Origin of the sequence: Sphingobium sp. D43FB (assembly GCF_002312805.1) — a bacterium.
Taxonomy (GTDB): Bacteria; Pseudomonadota; Alphaproteobacteria; order Sphingomonadales; family Sphingomonadaceae; genus Sphingobium.
Genome location: NZ_NMUA01000029.1, coordinates 18,685 through 39,776, shown reverse-complemented (window position 1 = coordinate 39,776; position 21,092 = coordinate 18,685). Strand labels below are relative to the sequence as shown.

Sequence of the window (21,092 nt, the reverse complement as noted above, 5' to 3'; positions counted from 1 at the left end):
CGGATAGTGCCGCGCTGGCATGGCTTACATCTCCGCCGAGACGCAGCTCCTTTCTGAACACCTTCCGGGGCAGGTTCGCTACAGGCTTGCTCCTTGTTGGCCTAGTAGGAGCGCTGCTATCATTTTGGTGGCTGGGAGCGGACTCTGAAGGGCTGACCGTTCCTATCAGAGATGGATATGTGGAAGAGGTGCCGCCTCTGGTGGCCGCGCCCTTTGCGCCCGCTGCCCTGCGAACGCTGACCCGGCAGGATGCGCAGAAGTGGAACGAAACGGTGCCTCAGATCGATGGCGTAATCTCGCCTGCGCGCGCATTTCTCGCTGATCTTGCCAACGGCACAACGCTCACGCGCTCGCTCGATTGCCTGACCGCCGCCATCTATTATGAGGCGGGTAATGAGCCCGTCGAAGGTCAACGCGCCGTGGCGCAAGTCGTTCTCAACCGCGTGCGCCATCCAGCCTATCCCAACTCGATTTGCGGTGTCGTTTATCAAGGCGCGCAGCGAGAGACGGGCTGCCAGTTCACTTTTGCGTGCGATGGGTCGCTGTCGCGAAAGCCGATGGCTGGTGGCTGGGCACGATCGCGATCGATCGCAGCGGCCGCACTTGGCGGCTATGTCTATCCTGCGGTCGGCTGGGCGACGCATTATCACGCCGATTATGTCGTACCTTATTGGGCAGCAAAGCTGGTCAAAATCGATACTGTTGGCGCTCATATCTTTTACCGCTGGGCAGGAGCCTGGGGCGAACAAGCCGCTTTCAAGGCCGCATATTCAGGAATCGAGCCTTTGCCTGTGTGGCAAAGCCTTGGAGAGGCAGACGATGCGGTGGACAAGGCGGGGGCATCGGGCGTAGCGGAACCCCGGCCACGTGCCGTGCTCGCCAATCTTCCTGACGAGCCTGATTCCATAGAACAGCAAGGCAGCGGCGTAGCCGCAAATGCTGGTCAGGCGACAACCGCGCCCCGCGCAGCGCCGACAGGTGAGCGCTGGGTGATTGCCGGTAGGGCCAGTCGACCATCAACAACGCAGGTTCCCACACGATCGGTCATTGCGCCGCCAACGAAGCAGGCTCTACCTGTTCCACCGATTGTGCAACCTTGATTGGCGGAAGGTCGAGCACCGGCGCGGTAGAGCGTATCCAGCGCGAATTGCCCTCTTCATCCTCACCCAGGGACGAAAAGCCAAGCCCTTCATAATGATCTCGTACCAGGACATTACGGCTCGTTGGTCGATAGACACCCACAATCTCGCTTGCGCCTTCCGCCCGCGCGATCCGCACGATCTCTGCCAATACCATTTTTTCGACCCCGCGGCCCAGCACCCGGCAACTCATCAGCCAACTGTCTATCACCCACCGGTCGGACGTTGCGCACCGTAATATGACGATGCTGACCATGCCATTGTCACCGAAACAATCCTGAAGTCGCACCTGTATTGTCCGGACCGTCGGATCGACGGCAAGCCTTCCCACCTCAAGTCCGCTATACCGCTTCGTGGTCAGATTGAACTGGTTGGATTTGGCGATGAGCTGGGCAATCCGCTCCTGTCCCATGGCATCAAACGGCGCAAAGCGGATCTCCATGGCGAGCGAGCCCAGATAATCGTCGAGGTTCGCCGCCTTTCCCGCAAGCACAGCCCGTTGGGCATTGCTTGCATAAAAGCCGGTGCGGGCCACATCTTCTTGAGAAAATGCGATGGCCTCGAAATAGCCAGCCGCGGCCAAGGTTCTGGCGAACAATGCAGGGTCGCTTGGCAGCTCCGGCACAGCGACGACCGGCAGTCGCTGGCGTATGAGCGCGCGTTCGGCCGGATTATCGTCGAGAAAGACGAGCGATGAAAGATCAAGCGACAGACTGCCGGCAATTGCAGCCAAATTGCTCGCCTTGTCCGACCAGTTTGCCTGAAAGACTGCAATATGGTCTTCACGCAAGACCATATCGGGATGTTCGCGAAAAACCGTCCTTGCCAGGGTGTCGTCATTTTTTGACGATATGGCCAGCGCAACGCCGCGGCCGTGAAGATCTCGCGCTAGCTGTTGTACCGCAACAAAGGCTTCGCCGACAGGATCGCCCTGCCCAAGACGCAGACCCCCAATACCATCATCGCCAACGATGCCGCCCCAGATCGTATTATCCAGGTCAAGCACGAGGCAGCGACGCGATTTGCCCAGGATCGCGCCGAGCAAGCGACCTAGTTGATCGGCATAATAGGGGCTGGCCCGCAGGGAGACGGACAGCTTTGCCATATGCCATTCATCGGGCGCGTACCAGCTAGCCGTGCCCACCTGTTCTGCCATGGCCGCCACGTCGAGCAGATAGTCGGGCGTTTGCGCCATGGTGCCCAATAGGTCCTGGTTGAAGGCCGCAATCTGTGCACGCCGTGTCCCGGACAAGCGTCGGTCGAAATTACCAAAAAGGCTTTCGGGCGGAGGGACGAGCGTCTGGACGATAGAGGGCGCGCCTGCGTTCTCGAGAAAGGCCGTTCGAATGGCAGACAGCTTTTGTTGGGCTATGCGCAACGCTGCTGGGGGATCATCCGTTTGCCCCTCGGGAACAAGATCGCGATAATCGATCGCCAGTAACACGGCCTGGCATTGCGCACTGTTGATAATGCCTGCCGGATCGAGCGCTTGTTGATGAATTTGGCCATAGGGCCCGACCACACAGTCGAGCCATATGCCGTGCCGCACGGCACTGGCGACCAACTGCGGCACGAGGAGGTCAAGATTGCCGTTGCTGACGATCCCTAAGCGAAATGGAGTCAGCCCCAGGCTTTCGCGCTCCGATGCACCTGTGCGGCCCAGCCTCCGGGCAAGATGCTCAAGCTGGCTTGCCGAAAGGGCATGGGACGCCAGATAGCGAACTTCCTCGGCCTGATTGGGGGCGTCCGTCAGCTGCTTGAGGCGCATTCGCCAGTCCTCAGGTGGCTTAGGGAGCCATTGCAACTGAAGGTAGAGATCATTGGACATGGCAACATCCCTTAACAGCGCCTGGGCCTGATAGACCGCTCATGTCATGCAATTTTGAGGATGACGCTGGTTGCATTGAGCGCAAAGCCAAGGGCTACGCTCTTGACAAGTTCCCTCGCCGTTACGGGAAGGTTGGCATTGATGATAGCAGACACAAGCGAGGTGGCACCGGCGAAAAGCAACACCGACCACCATCGCGGGAAGCTTGGATCAGTTGGCGGATGCGGCCATTCGGCCACGAGCGGCAAGAGCACCATCAAAAAATGACCGAAGCAGGAGGCGATCCAGTGCGTGAAAAAGCGCGGAATCGTTTCTCCAAGTTCAACCTGCGGATTACCGGCCATCGCGCAGTGTCTCCGAGACCGGCATTTGCATATCGGCACTCAAGGCTTCGATCAGATGCTCATAATAGACCGCAGAATGCGGATCGAGCGTCTGTATCTTGTCATCGGCCCGTCCCATGCGCGTTTCAACGCGCGTGCGGGCCGCCCGCAACTGCCATTGTGCCATGTCCCGCCATGTGGCCGCGTCGCGCGCCGCGATCGCTTGTTGCGCGAGGCCTATCAACATCACCAAAGCACCGATGATCGCGAGAATCGCGGCACCATAATAACTATGTTCATAATGTGCGCGCAGGAACAGTCCATAAATGACGGTACCCAATACCAACAGCAATACAGCAAAACATACAGCGTCGATAACACGGCTGGTCCTGCTCGACCATCGGGATTGGGCGGGATTGTTGATGTCGCGAGGGATCATGGCGAACTCATGTCAAATTATCACCATCTCGGCAACCGCATAGAGAAAAGCCAGGCTTTTGCTGGAGATATCGCGCAGGTGTATGAAAGGCACGCGTTGCTCATCGGCCTATGTGCCATCGAACCTTCATGCCCCGTCGCCTGATATGCTATGGGCAAGCGTGTCCATGGTACAGGCCGACCTGGAAAAAAGCGTGAGGCATGATGCGCGCATGACTAGCGGCATGAAGCACGGTCGGGCGGTCTGACAATTTTACGCCCCTCCAAAATCCGTGCTTGAGCGCGGCGCACCCCTAGCCTCTAAAAGGCATTGCGATGGACAACAACGCCCAATGTCCTGAACAATATCGCTATGTCGAGCCAGATCGACCAGTCATTGAGATATTCCAGATCCGCTGCGAGCCTGTCGCGCAGATCTTGCTCACGTTCCGTGGCTCCGCGATGGCCGCGAACCTGAGCAAGGCCGGTAATGCCAGGCTTGCAGGCATGGCGATGCCAGTAAGTCGGATCGACTTCCCAGAAGAGCTTGTTCTGAGCGGTGGAGTGGACGGCGTGGGGACGCGCGGCCCGACGATGCTCATGTCGCCCTTAATCACATTGAGCAGCTGGGGAAGCTCATCAATGCTCGTCGCCCGGATGAAGCGGCCAACGCGCGTAATCCTGTCGTCATCGCGAGCGGTCGAGCGCAAACCCTTCATATCGCTGCGCTCGTCGCGCATCGATCGGAACTTCATGATCTGGAACAGGCTATTTTGGCGACCGATTCGCGGCTGCCGAAAAAATACAGGACCTCGGCTATCGATTTTGATCGCAATGGCTATGAGAATCAGAAGCGGCAACAGGATGAGCAAGGCGCCTCCGGCAAAGCAAATGTCAAATATGCGCTTGATCATCCGATCCGATAGGCCGAGCGGACCGCTGGCAACCACAAAAGTGATATCGTCGCCGCAGCGCCCCACGCCTAAGATCGACGATCCCGTCAATTCGCTTGCCACGATCTCTGCATGGACATTCATGCCTTGGAGGATATGGGACCACCGTACCCTGCGATCAGCGGGACATCGCACGACCGCACGATCGGCGGTGCCGATCATTTGGGCAAGTTCATGATAACCACCGGGGTCATCAGTCCATATATTCCAACGCAAGGATCTGGCACGTGTTCGCGCTTCGCCTCCAATGCGAATACCGTCTGGCAGATCATCAATGAATACGGTTGCGTAGAGCGTGCCGCCAAGCGCTTTGCGCGCGACTTTGACCATTGCAAGCCGACCAACGATCACAAGCAATACGGCGAAAAGCGCGCCAAACCCGATCTGGATCCGCGAAGCATCTTCGCTCTGCTGAGTCGCAAAGAGAATCATGAAAAATATCGCAAGAGCAGACAAAAGGCTGCCCGTCGCCAGCTTTGCCGCGGTCATGCGCTCTATCAGCGCGGGACCGGAAAAAGCGTGAAGGATGCATCCCACCAGAAAATGGAGAAGCCCAAGCACCAGGGCAAAGGACAGGGCAGGGGCTATCCAGCCCGTTCCGAACCGAATGACGCCTGCGAGCGCTGACCCTGCGAAGATCGCAACAAGATCGCACGCTACGACATAGAGGACCAAGCGCGCACGAATATGAGCTCTGGCACCCTTTGCCTTAAAAGCCGGGCTCGTGATTGAATCACCCCTGATCGCGTTCATGATATTCATTGAAGATACGCCTGAACATATTGAATTCTATCAGTGCGACCCGATGCTATGATAATGGCTATGCTGCACTGCGATAGCAAGTGAAAAGACATGTTTGCAAGACGATAAAGCGTTTCATTATCGTTGCAACAGCTTCCAAATTTCTATGGCAGTCACGCTTGTGCCCGGCATTCGCTGCTATTTGCAAGATGCTAACACAAGATTCAGACATCGCTGTTACAGCTGGGCTGACACGGTAGAAGGTCAAATTATGTGTTTGAGGGAAACGGACGGTGCCATGCGGTTGGCCGTGCTGGTGCCAAGCTTTCAGGCCAGCAGCGCTGCGGGGAAGATCCTGTTGGCGTCGGGCGCAAGTCTTTCATTGTGGGGCCTCATAATATTGGCAACCTCACAATTGTTGGGCTGATCGAACCTGAACCAGCCAACGGTCATGTCCGCTCAAACCAATGGCTGACAGGAGGCCTGATCTGTAAGCGCCGGTGTCGAGGCCGATACGGTGATCGAGCAATTCGGCGTCTACGCTGATGGAGTGCCCGTGGACGATCATTTTCTCAAATGGTCCGGGATGGCTGGTAAATTGCGCACGTATCCAGCGCGTTCGGGGCAACAGCTGTTCTGCGAGCGCGCGGGCGGGATCGATGCCTGCATGAACAAAGGCATAATCGCCGATGATGATCATTTCTTCCATTTGGCCAAGAAAGATGCGGTGGGAGGCAGGCACGTACCTGTTCATCAGGGCCGGCAAATCATCGAAGGTACAAGCATCATATTCCAACGGGGCAATGCCATAGCTGAGCGCCGTCGCGCGACCGCCGAACCTTGCAAATTGGCGCGCTGCTTCCGGGTCACCGTCCAGAAGTCGTAAAAGAACTTCTTCATGATTGCCCTGGATGAACCTGGTTGATGCTTGGTCCTGAAGCCCTATCAATCGATCCAGGACCTGCGCGGATTGAGGGCCGCGATCGATCAGATCGCCAAGAAAAATGATCAGCGGGGGGAACTGCCGGATGGACTCCCTATCAACCTGCAACTGAGCGATCAGTGCGTCAAGCAGGTCCAATCGACCATGAATGTCCCCAACAGCATAGATTGTTTGGCCCGCAGGCGACACCGCTGCTCGCGCCAAGCCTGGTCGTTGTTTGCCCTGGCGGTTGCTACGCCGCAAGGCGTGAAAAATATTGACCGGAAACATCAAATTACCTGAAAATCACTATCAGCGCAGTGGCTCGACTATAGCTCGCAATCCAATGTTCCAATCATAAATTTAAAGCATTTCAATGTTATGCCTTTTGCGGCCGTTGAAAGCCAGGAGGGTGAAAAATCCGATGGTCCAAAGCCGGCGTTGCAAACATCGCCACGCGTCATGAATTGACGATCGGAACCCATGAACGGCGTGCAATCGAGGCCTTGGTTGTTGTCCAGATGTAAAATATCGAATGATTCTCGTTTGTTGACATTGATCGATCACTCGGGCAGGTATTTTTTCTTACCCTTATGGATAGGTCAATATATGATCTCGAACACTTCAAAAGAGTGCCGGCGGTCTGAGCTATTTCCGCTTGGTGGCATGATGATTGATAGAGCAAAGATAGTGGCTATTGCTCCAAACTGTCGCGGATCGAGCATCTATTTTAATGATGGTTCCATCTGCCATGCACGCCTTAGCCCGCAAAATGTCTATGGAAAGTTGTTTTGCCAGCAAGGGCGTTGAAGAGGCGTTACTATTATTGCGGTGATATCGGAATATATGTCACCGCAAGGGAAGGGGATGCCCGCCATCATCGGACCGTGAAATCTGAAATTCTAACCCGCACATGCCGATCAGGCCATCCTTGCAGATAGGGTCTCGCGATACCAGGGATGTGATGATTTCTATGGATGGCGTATCTTTGCCAGTTCTGCGCTGGCAAATTCACGGATATGATCACCTATGTCTTCGCGCGCAATTGCGAGGGCGAAATTGGCTTCGACATAACCGGCCTTTGAGCCGCAATCGAACCGTCGTCCGTCAAAAGTGACGCCATGAAAGGCCTGTCGACCGATGAGCGACGCCATGGCATCGGTTAGCTGGATTTCACCGCCAGCGCCCTTATCCTGCTTTTCCAGTATCGCCATTATCTCGGGCTGCAAAATATAGCGCCCTGGCAAAATGAGGTTGGATGGTGCCGTGCCAAGGGCAGGCTTCTCTACCAGGCCAAGGACCTGCGTCAATTTCCCGTCGCATATGCCAGGATCAATCACGCCATAGCTTGGCGTATCTTCCATCGGCACCTCCAGCGCGCAGACAAGATTGCCACCTACCTGAGCATAGGCATCGACCATCTGCTGCATGCAGCCCTGGCCTGGGGCACCTTTCATGAATTCGTCTGGTAGCAAAACGGCAAAGGGTTCATTGCCGATCAACTCCCGCGCGCACCAGATCGCATGGCCAAGGCCCAGCGGCTCCTGCTGCCGCAGGAACACAGCATTGCCAGGCATCAGCCGTGTGCCTTCCAGGGCAGAGAGATCCTTACCGCGCTCGCGCTGCGTTGCTTCGGTTTCGAACGCGATATCGAAATAGTCTTCGATCGCCCCCTTTCCCCGGCCAGTGACGAAAATCATCTGTTCGATGCCGGCTTCGCGTGCTTCGTCGACCGCATATTGAATAAGAGGGCGATCAACCACTGGTAGCAGTTCTTTAGGCACAGCTTTGGTCGCTGGCAGGAAGCGCGTACCAAGGCCAGCTACAGGGAAAATCGCCTTACGAATAGGATTAACCAAGATATGCCCCCACTTGCTTAGTTATGGCCAATTCCTTGCTTGCCCTGCATCGCAACGTCAACACAAAATGCGATTTTTTTTTCGGATATATATGGTCATGAAAATGACATTTGTGCGTGGCTTTAGTCTGATAACGACAGCGTTTGAATTCAAACAAGTGGATGAGTTCAAGATAGTCTCTGGACTGTGTCTACAGATTGCTAGTCTGGACCTGTCTTGACGCCATTTTGTCGGTCTTCGCCGAGCTTGGCCGCAGCGGCGTGTGCAGCGGGGGGGGGGCGGATCATGGCCCCTTTTGTTCGCCGCGGCTTTCTGAGAGGCTTGTTGGGCTGGACGCCCCGGTTCGGGACTTCTGCGGCACCGCCGCACAGGCTTTGTCGGGGCAAGCCTGTGCGCAAGTCGCGATTGCGCAGAAGATATCGGCATCATGGCAGGCTGTAGCGATGCGATGCGGATTTAAGATACGGTCTCGATGACGGGGCCATGACGTTCAGGAGTCTGAAGCGCACGGCAGCAAACTCAGCGGTGGGCATGTGAGCCGCAATCGCTTGATGGTCCGCCTCCCATCAGCGCCGCACACAAGGCATGTGGCGAGGAAAATCAGGCGCGCGCCTCTGCGCAGGGAAACCCAAATTCGACATGTGCGTTTCAGCAACAGGTCGACCGCTGGAAGTGGAACGGAACAATGCCGGATGGGATACGGGGTCTTGGTGATGTCGGCGGACTGATTGTAGCCCAATTACATATATATAAAAGGTAGAGCGGCTGTTGGAATGGAGATTTGTGCGAGCTGGACATGGATGAAATGCACGTCGTCAATATGTATTCTTGCTCGAACATGTTTCGTTTACGTCACGTTAAAATTGCTGTATTGGAATAGTCAAGAAAAGGAGAGGTCGCGTGGATACGCCTTTGAGAGGAATGATTTTTGGCATTCCGCTAGCAATGATTATATGGGCTCTGACGGTCGTACTTATATGTATTGGCTGATGGCCAGGTTAGCATAGATTTTGGTATTTATGGCGGATAGCCATTTGGCTTAAGCTATAAATTCATTCACTTATCTATGTCTATTTTTATTCGCTCATCATTGATCATTTCTCTTTCTTTGTCTGATGTATCATACGCTGTGCAAAGCAGATCATGATAGCTACCAGGCTGCTGGTCGGATGGCTTTATAGTCTCTTTCGCTATCCAGTCTGCATACCAAATCGCTTTTGTCGCCATGCGGCATTGTATTTTGAGCGCGAAATTTGCGGCATGCAGTGGCTGCAATTACAGAATTATTTCGAAAGCGCCCGCAACCGGTTCACCTATGCGCTGATCTGGAAAGAGCGTTAAGCGCGCTGTTCCCGGGTTTATCTGACCGTAGGTTACGCGATATTTACTATCTTCACCTACCGACAGGGAATGCCCTGCTCCGCCGTCTCCCCCACTATATTGCGCGGTACGCCAGCAGAGTCGTCCGTCAATCGATATATTGGCGAGAATCAGTGGTTGCGCGGCGCCCTTGGCATCAGCGCGGCGGTGTTTGTTGCAAGCCTCGTTGGCTTGTCGTCGCGTCATGCCTTCTCGGTGTCTTTCTGGCCAGCCAATGCCATTCTGGTTGGCTTGTTGCTGCGCGACCGCTCTTTGCACAACGCACCGGCATGGCTGGGTGCCTTGCTTGGCTATATGGCGGCCGATCTCGTTTTCGGGCGCACATTGTCTTTGGCCGCTTTCTTCGCTGCTACCAATGTCGTTGGGGCCTTCACGGCCACGATATTGCTGCGCCGCCTTGACTCACGGGATCTGGCGTTAAGGCGGGTTCATTCCGTGATCCGAATCCTCGCATGCCTGATCCCGGCCTGTTTCGCCGCCGCGATCTGTGGCGCGTTGCTCGTCAGGGTCCAGTTTCATGGGTCAATGAGCCAGGCACTCATGACCTGGCCGGCGAGCGAACTTGTCAACTATCTGATCATGCTTCCCGCCATGCTGACCGTAGGGTGGAAGGACATCGCACGACGCATATCGCAGAGCAATTCGATCAACAGCATCGGCAAGCTCGGCACGGCAGTTTTCCTCATAGTTTCTTGTGCTGCGGCGACAATATTTGATGGTCCAGGCAGCATAATTTTCCCGCTGCCAGGCTTGCTGCTTTGCGCTCTTGTCTATTCTCTTCCGGTGACAGCTCTGTTGTCCATGTTCGTTGGTACTGCATTTCTTATGATGCTTGGTCTTGGCGTGATAGACATGGGTCAGAACATGGCGATCCCTTATATGGTCGTCTCGGTCCGTATAGCCGTCGCCTTTTTGGTCATGGTGCCGTTGACCATCAGTAGCGCAATGGCCGTTCGCGACGATTTGTTGGGAGAATTGCGCAAAGCGGCAGATCATGATGGTCTGACAGGGCTTCTTAACCGCCGGGCATTCGAACAACGGCTGGACACGCAACTGGCCGTTCCCCTGCGACAGGGTTCGAGCCTTCTCATTCTTTGGATCGACATCGATTTCTTCAAGTCGATCAATGACCGCCATGGCCATCCGGCAGGCGATGCGGTCTTGCAGGCCTTCGCCGCTACGGCACGTTCCTGTTGTAGGGCGAATGATTTTGTAGGACGATTGGGAGGGGAAGAATTCGCTTTGGTAGCGCAGGTGTCGAGCGCCGATGACGCCCAGGAGATAGCCAATAGGCTACGTGAAGCGTTCGCGGCGCAGACCCTCATATGGGAAGGTGCCGCAATCCGGGCAACCGTCAGTATTGGCGCCTGTTATCTAAATTGCGTGCACCAGGATATGGCGACCCTTATCCGTGATCTCGACACGGCTCTTTATGACGCAAAACGCAACGGTCGCAATCGTATCGAGTGGCTCGAACAGGATATATCGCGACGGGATTGGGCTATAGGGCCAAGACTGGCAAGGGCCTGATGTTTCCGAATATCGAGTTGGAGATGCTCAGCGATTTACGCGTCCTATCCATTCGGCAAGGCCTGTGGCCTGGTCGTAGCTGCTATCCCGACATGCGTCTGGCCATTTTGAAGCCATTGATCAAGGTCATCATATCCCAGGGTATGACGGAAATGAAGGCCGGCCTCATTGCCTTTGATCCAGGCCAGTCGGGCTTCCCGGCGACCTAGTCCCTGCAACTCGACGAGCAGCAGATCCCCGATATGAAGCCATGGCGCAACACCGCGGATTTTCATCCCACCAAGCGATATATCGACACTCAGGCACAAATGGGTCGCGCGGGGGCCGACAATCTGCACGGGTCTTTCCAATTGCAATCGAACCGATTCCTGTCCGCCATGGGCGCGTTTGCCCGCTTCGACCACATCCGACGGATTGACGGGACGATCAAACAAGACAGGAATGAGAGGGCCGGCAATGTCCCCCACCTGACCGGGTAGAAGATAATTTCCTCGCAAACCTATGCGAACGATCATGCCTGGCTCAAGCAAAAGGCGGGTCGCAATCATGACATGACTGGTCGACAATTTGCGCACGATGCATAGAGCTTGCGCATGATCATTTTGAACGCTGCCAATGTGGAGCAGCGACAGGCCGCTATTGATCATCATAGCTTCATCATTCCTCACCAGCGTCTATCGCTACCATCCTCATTCGATGAGCTTGAGCACGTCACTTTGACTGGCATTGGCCTGCGCGAGCATGGCGGTCGATGCCTGGGAAAGGATCTGGTTCTTGGCGAGATTGGTTGTCTCGGCTGAAAAATCCGCATCCTCAATGCGGGATCGTGCCTCGGTTAGATTGATCATCCCATTTTGCATATGCGCGGAAACAGATTCAAGGCGCCGCTGCATGGCACCAAGTGCGACGCGACCGTTGGAAATCTGCTCGATCGCCGCATCGATCACATCAAGCCCATGGGCGGCCGTGACGCCGATATCGGCATAGCTCTTATAGTCGGAATCGGTGTATTGCACATAGCCTGACGGATCACCCCAGGCGTGAACCCCACCACTATCATAGTCGCAGGTCCGGGCAACATCGACATCGGCATCAAGCGTAAGATCGATATTGGCGATTGTGACAAAACGCATCGTGCCACCGACGGCCGTTTCAGTGCCGAGCAGCGTGAATTGATCTTCGCTGCTCCGGAGCGTCGGCAGTGCGAGCATCACGGCGTCAGTCGCATTTGCCCCGGTTTGTATCTTGATTGCCTTGCCACCTGCACGGTGGACCGTCTCATCCTGACCCACATGGTAGACCGCCGTATCGCGCAGATCGCCATCGCGATTATGATCGATGGCCAAAATGCCATTGGAGGTATCTGAAAAAAGCTTGGTCCCGTTAAATTGGGCCGTTTCCAACACCTCATCGATCTGGGCGACCGTTTGTACAAATTCGGCCTGAAGTGCGGCGCGATCATTGGCATTATTGGTGCCGTTGGCCCCCAAGAGCGCGAGTTCCCGCAGCCTTTGCAAGCTTGCTTCGACCTGTGCGAGCGTGGATTCAGCCGTCTGAGCCAGCGAAATGCCGTCCAACGCATTGCGCTGACCTACCTCCATTCCCCTGATCTGGCTGGTCATGCCGGTCACAATGGCAAGACCTGCAGCATCATCCTTGGCAGAATTGATACGCTTGCCCGTCGAAAGACGCTCGCTCGCCTGCCCCAGAGCGGTGTTGGCGGACTCTATGGCGCGCTGCGCGCGCAAGGCGGCGCTGTTCGTCCCAATGACGGTCATCGACTTGTCTCCTTGGCTATAATCCGGGCGGCACGGGTCGCATAGCGCCGCCCGGACATCGGAGCCTGTTGGGGTCCGATCAGAGCGTGATGCCGCCGGAGCGGTGCCACGCCTATCCGGGCAAATCCCGGACTGGATGGATAGGCCAGGGAAAATTCCGGCTTGGCTGTGTAGCCCCAGGCGATAGAAGCTGCCCAATGCAGATATGGGCCATTCATCAGCATCTTATCGAACGGGTCAGCCATGTTCGCGCCGAGACCTGGTTGATGCTTATAATCTATCCGCTCGCGTTCAAAGCCGCGCATATGGCGGCGAGCCCGTGGGGCGGCGCGCATTTCTTCAGTCTCTGGTTTCCCGCAGCCGGCGTCCGATTTGCGCTGTTGTGGCGTGTGGGTGCACGATTTACGCCCCTGATCATGATCGAGGAATGTCTTGTCCAGGTCGCGACAGGCACGGTGGAACTTCATCATCCTGAATTTCTGAACCATCTGGGCGGCGTCGCTCGCGCCCCTCTGGCCTACGGAGCGATGGTGGCCCTGGTCCGCTTCATTGAAACCAAAGGCCGGTCGGAACTGGCGATCGCCCCAATGCCCTTTGGCCTGGCTACGGTGCTTTCGCCGACCTTAGCCGCATTCGTGGCCGGCCTGTGGGAATGGATATGGCCAGGCTTATCGACCGACCTTTCCACGCAACCTTTTGCAACAATGATCGCTGCCTTCCTGATCGGTGATCTTCTGGGCGTCCTGCTACTGGCGCCAGCGCTGCTATGGCTGTTCGCCCCCTCAGATCGTTGGGGGCTGGGAATATTGAGCGGGACACGCGCGGTCGAGGCCGCTGTCGTTTTTCTCGCTGGATGGCTGCTGGCGGCGGCGCTGGCACCGGTCCAGCCGCAGATCGCTGTCATGCCCGTGCTGATCGCCGCAATATGGGCCGGGATCAGATGTGGACGTCATGGCGCCTGGGCGGCCATCATCCTGTCTGCTGCCATCATCCTTCCCTGGTCCGCTGCCGAGCAATCTGTTTCCACCAGGCTGGCACTCCATATGACCCTCGCGGCTATGGCCATAGCAGCCTATCTCGCCGGTAGCTTTGCCGAAGCGCAACTCACAGCACGACAGGATATCGGACGGCGCGATCGCATGTTGTTCCAGGCTGAGCGCCTCAAGACCCTGCGTGCCATGTCGGTGGCCATCATTCATGAAATCAGTCAACCCTTATCAACCCTGGCGATCGAGACGCGACATTTGTCGAAGCTGGCCGATGACGGTGACTGGGACCGCGCCGACATGGCCCAAAGTATCGAACTGATTGATCGCAAGACGGCATTGATTGCAGATATGGTCCGCCGCTTGCGAAGCTTTGGCGGGAGAAGCGTTGATGAGCCGTCGACCATTTCGGTGGCGCAGCTTCTGCGCGACTGCGTCACCATTCTCGAACGCGAAGCGCTGGACAAACAGTGTCAGATCAGGCTGGAACCAGTGGACAGCCAGCTTGTCGTGATGGGACACGAAATCGAACTCATGCAGATACTGATTAATCTGTTGCGCAATGCCATCGCAGCCTCTCCTGGAACGAGTATCAGCATTTGCGTGACATGTGCCAAGGACGCGGTCGCCATTGCGGTGGAAAACAGGCTCGTCCAGCCGGGTCGAGACCCTGGCGGCATGGGCATTGGTCTGATGGTTGCCAGGGCGATAGCCAATGCCCACGGTGGCGACTTGGTACGCGAAAAGGACAGCGACAAGGTGCGGCATACGGTACAGCTGCCGTTCGAAATGATGTCTCATGGCTGAGCCGGGCCCTGTCACTATAGTCCATGTTGTGGACGATGATCATGATCTGGGACGGGCTGTCGCCCGCCTGCTGACCCGTCTTGGCCACAGAGCTACCGCGTTTGATAATCCGGTTGATATGATGAACCATCAGCGCGTCGAACAGGCCCACTGCTTGGTGACAGACATCATGATGGCAGAGCTGGACGGATTTGCCTTTGCTGAACAGGTCCGCGCGCAGGATCCAGCAATCGCCATCATCTTCATGACGGCTTGGCCATCAACGGCGAACGCGGTTGATGCCGTTCGGCTCTATGGCGGCCTGGACTATCTTGAGAAGCCACTTGACGAAGTGCGCCTGGCTGCAGCTGTAGCCGAGGGGGTGGGCTGGAGCTTGAAACGACGCGACGCGCTCGGGCGTATCGGCATGCTGACACCGCGTGAGCGCGAAGTCTTTGCCTGCTTAGGCGAGGGAATGAGTAACAAGTTGGTTGCCTCCACGCTGGGCCTTAGCCCTAAAACGATTGAGGATCATCGGGCGGCGATCATTATGAAAACCGGGACTGCCAGTCCCGCAGCGCTCATCGCCTTGTTCAGAGCTACTCAAGGCGCATAGGGACAGGGACAGCGCGCGGGCGCAAGAGATCGCGCGATAACGAGCTGCAGGATCTGTCATTCAGACTGCAGTTGCGCCTTGGTGCAACGCGTGATGTCGCCTGCTCCTTCGCACAGCAGGCCGCGCGACCAAGACATAACGGCGAATTCAACGCAATCGATGCCCACCAATCTCCCTCGACCTGTAGATAATCTGATCGGGCGAGCATAGATGAGACATGTCTATGTTGCATGATTTTGGTGTTGCGCCAATCTATAGTTTTGAATTTCAGCACGAGGGCCGGTCCAGGCGTCATCGTCTTTTGATCTCACTTAATCGATCTCATCGGCATCCCTGCTTTTTTAAATATCTCGTTAACCATTGAACCCTATCTTTGCCGCTGCGGAACATGGGGATATGTTTATGCGATCGGATGCTGAAACTCTCCTGGCCCGGCTGGGGCGCACGGACTTTCGTTATAGAGAGTTTAGCGATTCCTTTGCCGACATGGAATTATGGCCTATTTTCGAGGCGTTGTTGAAGGATGAACGCGTGGTGGGCAGGCGGCTTTCGCCACTCGATACGCGCGACGACAGCAACATCATCACAGATGCGCGACAGCGCGCTGCAACGCCGTCGCCACCAGGTACAGGAACAGCAGGTATATTTGGTGCTTATGCACCAGCACAAGACGGCCGCGATCAGCGTCCGTCTGTCGATGTACGCAATTTTCTGGCCGGTCTTTCGGCCAACACAGCAGATCGGCAAGACTGATGGCATTGATCCTATGCCATTCGCCAAAGGGCGGCGTGGGCACCAGCTTCATAGCGGCCCAGCTCGCCATCGCCCTAGCCGGGCAGGGGCATGATGTCACAGCCGTTGATTTTACCTATCAGGATGCCCTCAAGCTTTTCTTCGGACTGCTGCCAACACAGCCGTTGATGGAAATGGGGCAGGCGACCAGCCAATCGATGGTCGTTTCCGGCGTGGAGTTGCTCAGTGCCCATAGCCTGAGCAGGGATCCCCATTTTCGCGAGCTATTGGCTCGGCCCGGACACTCGCCCTTTGAGAGCGACAAACTGTTCATCGCCGACGTTGCTGCTGGCGATCGCGAAACGAAAGAGCTTTTGCTGCCCCACGCGATGTTGCACATCTGCACCTTGCTGCCACGTCCCGGTTCGCTCGCTGCCCTCACCAAGGTACAGCCAGGAACGCCGACGATCGAGTTGCCGCGCACTGTCTTCGTTCTGAACCAGCTTGACGATACCCATCGCCTCTCGCGCCACAGCCATGTCTTCATTCGAGAGCTGTTTGGAGACAAACTCATTGGTACCGTACGGCGCGATGAAGGCGTCAACGAGGCGGCGGCTATGTTCGAGCCGACCGCCAAATTCGCTCCGGCGAGCGCAGCCCTTGTCGATTTGAAGACGTTGGCATTGGCCGTCGAAGCGCGTTGTGGCTTGGCTCAGGCCGATGGGGATCAGCCGTGAGGGCGCTTGGGTCTGGCCTCACAAAATGGGCCTTCATCCTGGGCGTGACCCTTTTGAGCATTCTCTTTGTGGGTGTGCCGCTTGACCTTGGGCCACAATGGATTTGCGCTGGCATCACCATAATGGGTGCCATCATCATCGGGCGCAAGAACACGCGCAAGGCCAACCTGACCCTGGCGATATTGTCGGTTCTGGTTTCATCCCGTTATATGTTCTGGCGTACAACCCAGACGCTGGAATTCGGCTCGGTTCCCGAATTCCTGCTGGGTAGCGGCCTCTATCTGGCCGAACTTTATGCCTGGGTCATTCTCATTTTGGGGTTTCTCCAGACCGGCTGGCCGCTCGATCGCCCGGTGGTGGAAATTCAGGGCGAGCCTGAGCAGTGGCCAATCGTCGATGTGTATATCCCGACCTATAATGAAAGCCTGGAGATCGTCAGCAACACTGTGTTCGCAGCGATGGACATGGATTATCCGGCAGACAGGTTTCGGGTGTTCATCCTCGACGACGGACGTCGACCGGAATTTCGCGCCTTTGCGCGGCAGGCAGGCTGCGGCTATCTCACGCGCGCCGACAATCTTCATGCCAAGGCCGGCAATCTGAACGCCGCGATGAAGAAGACCGAAGGCAGCCTGATCGCCATTTTCGACTGCGACCATGTGCCGACCCGCGCCTTTCTTCAGATGACGGTGGGCTGGTTCCAGCAGGACGCCAAGCTGGCGATGCTCCAGACCCCGCACCATTTCTACTCTCCCGATCCAGCCCAGCGTAATCTTGGCACGGTGCGCGACCTGCCTGGTGAAGGTGACCTGTTTTACGGCGCGGTGCAGGCCGGCAACGACCTGTGGAACGCGACCTTCTTCTGCGGCTCCTGCGCGGTCATTCGTCGGGAGGCATTGGCGCAGACCAACGGTTTTGCGGGCGAGACCGTTACCGAAGACGCCCATACCGCGCTCAAGTTGCAGCGGATGGGCTGGAACACCGCCTATATTGGTGCCCGTCTTTCGGCCGGGCTCGCGACCGAGCGGCTCGTTTTGCATATCGGCCAGCGCATTCGCTGGGCGCGCGGGATGACGCAGATTCTGCGGATCGACAATCCCTTGTTGGGACGCGGGCTGAACTGGCAGCAGCGGCTTTGCTATCTCAATGCGATGCTGCACTTTCAGTTTCCACTGCCCCGGATCGTGTTCCTGACATCACCACTGGCCTATCTGATCTTTGGCCAGAACATCATTCATGCTTCGGCTTCGCTGATCTTCGCTTATGCTTTGCCACATCTCTATTGCTCGATGGTATCAGGTACGCGAGCCCAGGGCGGCGACCGCCGACCGCTGTGGGGTGAGATCTATGAGACGATCCTTGCTTTCCATCTCGTATCACCAACCGTCCTGACGCTATTTCAGCCGCGCAAAGGCAAGTTCAACGTCACCGATAAAGGCAGCTTGCTTGACCGCACCTATTTCGATCTTGGGACGGTCAAGCCACACCTGATCTGCATTGGATTGATCCTGTTCGGTGTCGCGCTCGCCGTGGTGAAGCGAATATTCTTTTCGCATCTGTTCAACATTCAGACCGATACGTTGTTGCTGAACGCAGCATGGGCGCTGTTCAGCGTCATCATTCTCTTGGCAGCGGTGTCCGTCGCGCGCGAAACCAGGCAGTCGCGCGAGCATATTCGCATCGGTGCACAGCTTCCGGTCACGATCTATATGCAGGACGGCTATGTTATCGATGCCTGCACCACAGACATTTCCATGGGTGGGGCCGGGATTTTGGTCCCGTCAGATTTCGCGCTGGCTGGCCGCACGATAACCCATGTGTCCTTGCCCATGGGTGATGAGAAGCTGACTATTCCGGTTGAGACCATCAGGATCGTAGGCGGGCAGGCCTATCTGCGCTTCCAGCCGCTCGACATGACGCTTTCGCGCCAACTGGTTCGCGCCGTCCTTGGCCGCGCCGACGCCTGGCAACCCGCAGCGCCGCGTGCGCCGGTATCGGGTTTACGCTCACTTTGGGACATTATCGTGGTGGATTACACAACGCTCAAACGCTTGTTCCGACTCAACCGCAGCGAGCGTCGAGCGCTCCGTCAGGCACAGGTGCCAGCGCCCTCCAAGGGCAAGCAGGCCATAGCGGCGGTCGCCGTCATGCTGGCGCTTTTACCGGCCGGCTTCTCAGAACGCGCTCAAGCCCAGTCTCCCGTCGCCACCACTGCGGCGTTGGCTCAGGGCGCAGGCGCACGACGCGAGCGGCTGACCTTCCGCGACCTGCAGGTCAAATCACCCATTCGTCTGGCCGGTACGCGCGGTGAAATTGGTATTCCCTTCGGGGTCCGGCGCAACGACGTTGTGACCCAGGCCAATCTCACTCTCAATTTCGCCTGGTCGCCAGCGTTGCTGGGTGACCTCAGCCAATTGGTCGTGCTGCTCAATGGCGAGGTGGTGCAGACCATTGCCCTGCGCCCAACGGAGGCTGCCGGTCAAAATCTTGTCATTCCTGTTAATCCGGCGCTGTTCCTGCCGGGCGACAACAGGTTGAACCTTCGTCTGATCGGCCATTATGCGCGCGATTGCGAAGATCCTTTCCACAGCTCTCTATGGGCAAACATCAGCAATGTGCGGTCCTGGTTCGACATGACCGTCCAGACCCTGCCGCTTGGTCCCGATCTCGCGCGTCTGCCGGGGCCTTTCTTCGACAAGAATGATAACCGGCCGCTACGCCTGCCTTTCGTGTTCGCGGGTCAACCAGGCAACGGCGAATTGGAGGCGGCGGCAAGCATGGCGTCCTGGTTCGGTAGTCTGGCGAGCTATCGCGGCTTTTCGTTCAAGCCGCTCTACAATCAGATCCCGCAGGGCAATGCCATTGTGTTCCTCAAGGCGGGCAGGCCGCTTGCGGGTCTGACGATGGCCGTGACCGGTCCGTCGGTCAGCGTCGTTCGCAATCCCCGCGATGGCTTTGGCGAATTGCTCGTCGTCATGGGGCGCAGCGATCAGGAACTCAAGCTTGCCGCAGGGGCGATCGCAGCAGGGCGAGGCGTGTTGGGCGGATCGCGCATGGCCTTTGATGGTGTGCGCATTCCCACCTATGCCCGCTATGCTGCGCCCCGCTGGCTGCAAACGGATCGGCCCGTCCGCCTTGGCGAAATGATGGACGCCTACGCCCTTCAGGGCATGGGGCTTCCGCCTGGCCCGCTCAGTGCCCGCTTTCGCGTCGCGCCCGACCTCTTCTTCTGGCCGCGGAGCGGTGGCACGCTCAACCTGCACTATCGCTACCCTTCAGCGCCCTGGCTCGACAAGCGGGCATCGCGGCTCGATGTGTCGATCAACAATCAGTATCTTCGCACGCTGCCCTTGTCAGGCGCGGGCTGGTGGTACCAGTTGTTTGGCAGCAGGGGGGCATCGTCGCAGGACGGCAGAGCCTCCGTTGTGCTCCCCCGCTACAATTTGTTCGGCCAGAATGAGCTGACCTTCGATTATAATCTGATCATCGCCGACAAGAAGCGGTGTGAAGGCACTTTGCCGGACAATGTTCGGGTCAGCATCGAACCCACCAGTATGATAGATCTGACCCACGCCTATCATGCCCTGCAAATGCCGGACCTCGCAACCTTTGCCGGTGCAGGCTATCCGTTCACCATACGTCCTGACCTGACGGAAACGACCGTGCTTGTGGGGCAAAGGGCAACGCCGGGCGCGATTGAAGCATTTTTGACGTTGATGGGGCGCTTTGGCGATTCGACCGGCGCGCCCACCACCGGGGTCACAGTAACCAGCACGATCGATCCTTCGCGGCTGAGCGGCAAGGACATCTTGGTGATCGGTGCCAGCAGCGTTGCGACATCGGCCCAGTTGTTCGGCGACGCGCCCGTTCATTTTCAAAACGGCCAGTTGCAGGTAAAGGAACGCACGCCTGTTGATCGCGTCTTTGGCATGATGTCCCCCTATAGCCGCGCAAGCCAGGACGATGTCGAACAGGCGCTGTACGCCGCCAACGGCTTCCAGGGCATTGTCGGATTTGAGTCGCCTTTCGAAAAGGGACGCAGCGTCGTTGCGCTGCTCGCGGATGATCCGCGCGCCTTGCCGCAACTGGTGGGGGGGATGGCCGAGCCCAAGATCAATGCCCAGATCCAGGGTGACCTATCCGTTGCCAGCGGCGATGGCATGAACAGCTTTGCCGTTGGCTCTGGCTATTGGGTCGGCTCCATGCCGTTCTGGATGAAGATTGCCTATTGGTTCAGCCAGCGGCCGCTGTTGATGGCCATGGCCGGGCTGCTCATTGCGGTCCTGCTGGCCGGGCCTGCCTATCTCTATTTCAGTCGCCAGGCAAAACGGCGCTTGGGCGAAGGTGACGCGGAATGACCAAGGG

General features: G+C 57.1%; 15 protein-coding genes. 7 read left to right on the top strand and 8 right to left on the bottom strand.

The annotated features are described in order from the left end of the window. Positions 1-179 precede the first annotated feature (179 nt). Entirely contained in the window at positions 180-1,100 is a 921-nt protein-coding gene (locus SxD43FB_RS19170) for a cell wall hydrolase (protein ID WP_255245811.1), read from the top strand. Here SxD43FB_RS19170 and SxD43FB_RS19165 read toward each other — a convergent pair. The 6 genes from SxD43FB_RS19165 to SxD43FB_RS19140 form a co-directional block, all read right to left on the bottom strand. Beyond that, positions 1,045-2,967 carry an HAD-IIIC family phosphatase gene (locus SxD43FB_RS19165; RefSeq protein ID WP_096063558.1) on the bottom strand — a complete coding sequence of 641 codons (1,923 nt, stop codon included), beginning with the start codon at positions 2,965-2,967 and terminating at the stop codon, positions 1,045-1,047. The two genes, SxD43FB_RS19170 and SxD43FB_RS19165, sit on opposite strands and share 56 nt — an antisense overlap. A 44-nt stretch (positions 2,968-3,011) precedes the next feature. Continuing rightward, positions 3,012-3,311 (bottom strand): hypothetical protein, encoded by a 300-nt coding sequence (locus tag SxD43FB_RS19160; protein WP_096063557.1) that lies wholly within the window; start codon positions 3,309-3,311, stop codon positions 3,012-3,014. Next, positions 3,301-3,729, bottom strand: a complete 429-nt coding sequence (locus tag SxD43FB_RS19155; protein WP_096063556.1) for a hypothetical protein — start codon at positions 3,727-3,729, stop codon at positions 3,301-3,303. The genes SxD43FB_RS19160 and SxD43FB_RS19155 overlap by 11 nt, the downstream gene beginning before the upstream one ends. 349 nt (positions 3,730-4,078) lie before the next feature. Continuing rightward, positions 4,079-5,422, bottom strand: a complete 1,344-nt coding sequence (locus tag SxD43FB_RS26305) for a sugar transferase (protein WP_096063555.1) — start codon at positions 5,420-5,422, stop codon at positions 4,079-4,081. A 388-nt stretch (positions 5,423-5,810) separates the two neighbouring features. Beyond that, positions 5,811-6,614, bottom strand: a complete 804-nt coding sequence (locus SxD43FB_RS19145) for a metallophosphoesterase (RefSeq protein WP_096063554.1) — start codon at positions 6,612-6,614, stop codon at positions 5,811-5,813. A 680-nt stretch (positions 6,615-7,294) separates the two neighbouring features. After that, the gene (locus SxD43FB_RS19140) at positions 7,295-8,185 is read right to left on the bottom strand and encodes a UTP--glucose-1-phosphate uridylyltransferase (protein WP_096063553.1); all 891 of its coding nucleotides are present in this window, start codon (positions 8,183-8,185) and stop codon (positions 7,295-7,297) included. 1,494 nt (positions 8,186-9,679) lie between these two features. Here SxD43FB_RS19140 and SxD43FB_RS19130 point away from each other — a divergent pair. Further along, on the top strand, positions 9,680-11,092 hold the full coding sequence (locus SxD43FB_RS19130) for a GGDEF domain-containing protein (RefSeq protein ID WP_176482845.1): 1,413 nt from the start codon (positions 9,680-9,682) through the stop codon (positions 11,090-11,092). Positions 11,093-11,136: 44 nt separating this feature from the next. Here the strand turns inward: SxD43FB_RS19130 and SxD43FB_RS19125 are convergent, their stop codons facing one another. Continuing rightward, positions 11,137-11,742 (bottom strand): PilZ domain-containing protein, encoded by a 606-nt coding sequence (locus tag SxD43FB_RS19125; RefSeq protein ID WP_096063550.1) that lies wholly within the window; start codon positions 11,740-11,742, stop codon positions 11,137-11,139. Between the two features lie 39 nt (positions 11,743-11,781). Then, the gene (locus SxD43FB_RS19120; RefSeq protein WP_096063549.1) at positions 11,782-12,870 is read right to left on the bottom strand and encodes a flagellin; all 1,089 of its coding nucleotides are present in this window, start codon (positions 12,868-12,870) and stop codon (positions 11,782-11,784) included. 197 nt (positions 12,871-13,067) lie between these two features. On the opposite strand from SxD43FB_RS19120, the gene SxD43FB_RS19115 reads away from it, so the two are divergent. From SxD43FB_RS19115 to bcsA, 5 genes are all read left to right on the top strand, one after another. After that, positions 13,068-14,663, top strand: a complete 1,596-nt coding sequence (locus SxD43FB_RS19115; RefSeq protein WP_096063548.1) for a HAMP domain-containing sensor histidine kinase — start codon at positions 13,068-13,070, stop codon at positions 14,661-14,663. Beyond that, positions 14,656-15,258: a response regulator gene (locus SxD43FB_RS19110; protein WP_096063547.1), complete on the top strand. Its 603-nt coding sequence runs from the start codon at positions 14,656-14,658 to the stop codon at positions 15,256-15,258. Before SxD43FB_RS19115 ends, SxD43FB_RS19110 begins: the two co-directional genes overlap by 8 nt. Positions 15,259-15,660: 402 nt before the next feature. Further along, entirely contained in the window at positions 15,661-16,011 is a 351-nt protein-coding gene (locus tag SxD43FB_RS19105) for a hypothetical protein (protein ID WP_096063570.1), read from the top strand. Continuing rightward, the gene (locus tag SxD43FB_RS19100; protein ID WP_096063546.1) at positions 16,011-16,727 is read left to right on the top strand and encodes a cellulose synthase operon protein YhjQ/BcsQ; all 717 of its coding nucleotides are present in this window, start codon (positions 16,011-16,013) and stop codon (positions 16,725-16,727) included. The genes SxD43FB_RS19105 and SxD43FB_RS19100 overlap by 1 nt, the downstream gene beginning before the upstream one ends. Next, positions 16,724-21,085, top strand: coding sequence for a UDP-forming cellulose synthase catalytic subunit (gene bcsA, locus SxD43FB_RS19095; RefSeq protein WP_096063545.1), 4,362 nt, complete (start codon positions 16,724-16,726; stop codon positions 21,083-21,085). The genes SxD43FB_RS19100 and bcsA overlap by 4 nt, the downstream gene beginning before the upstream one ends. Positions 21,086-21,092 lie beyond the last annotated feature (7 nt).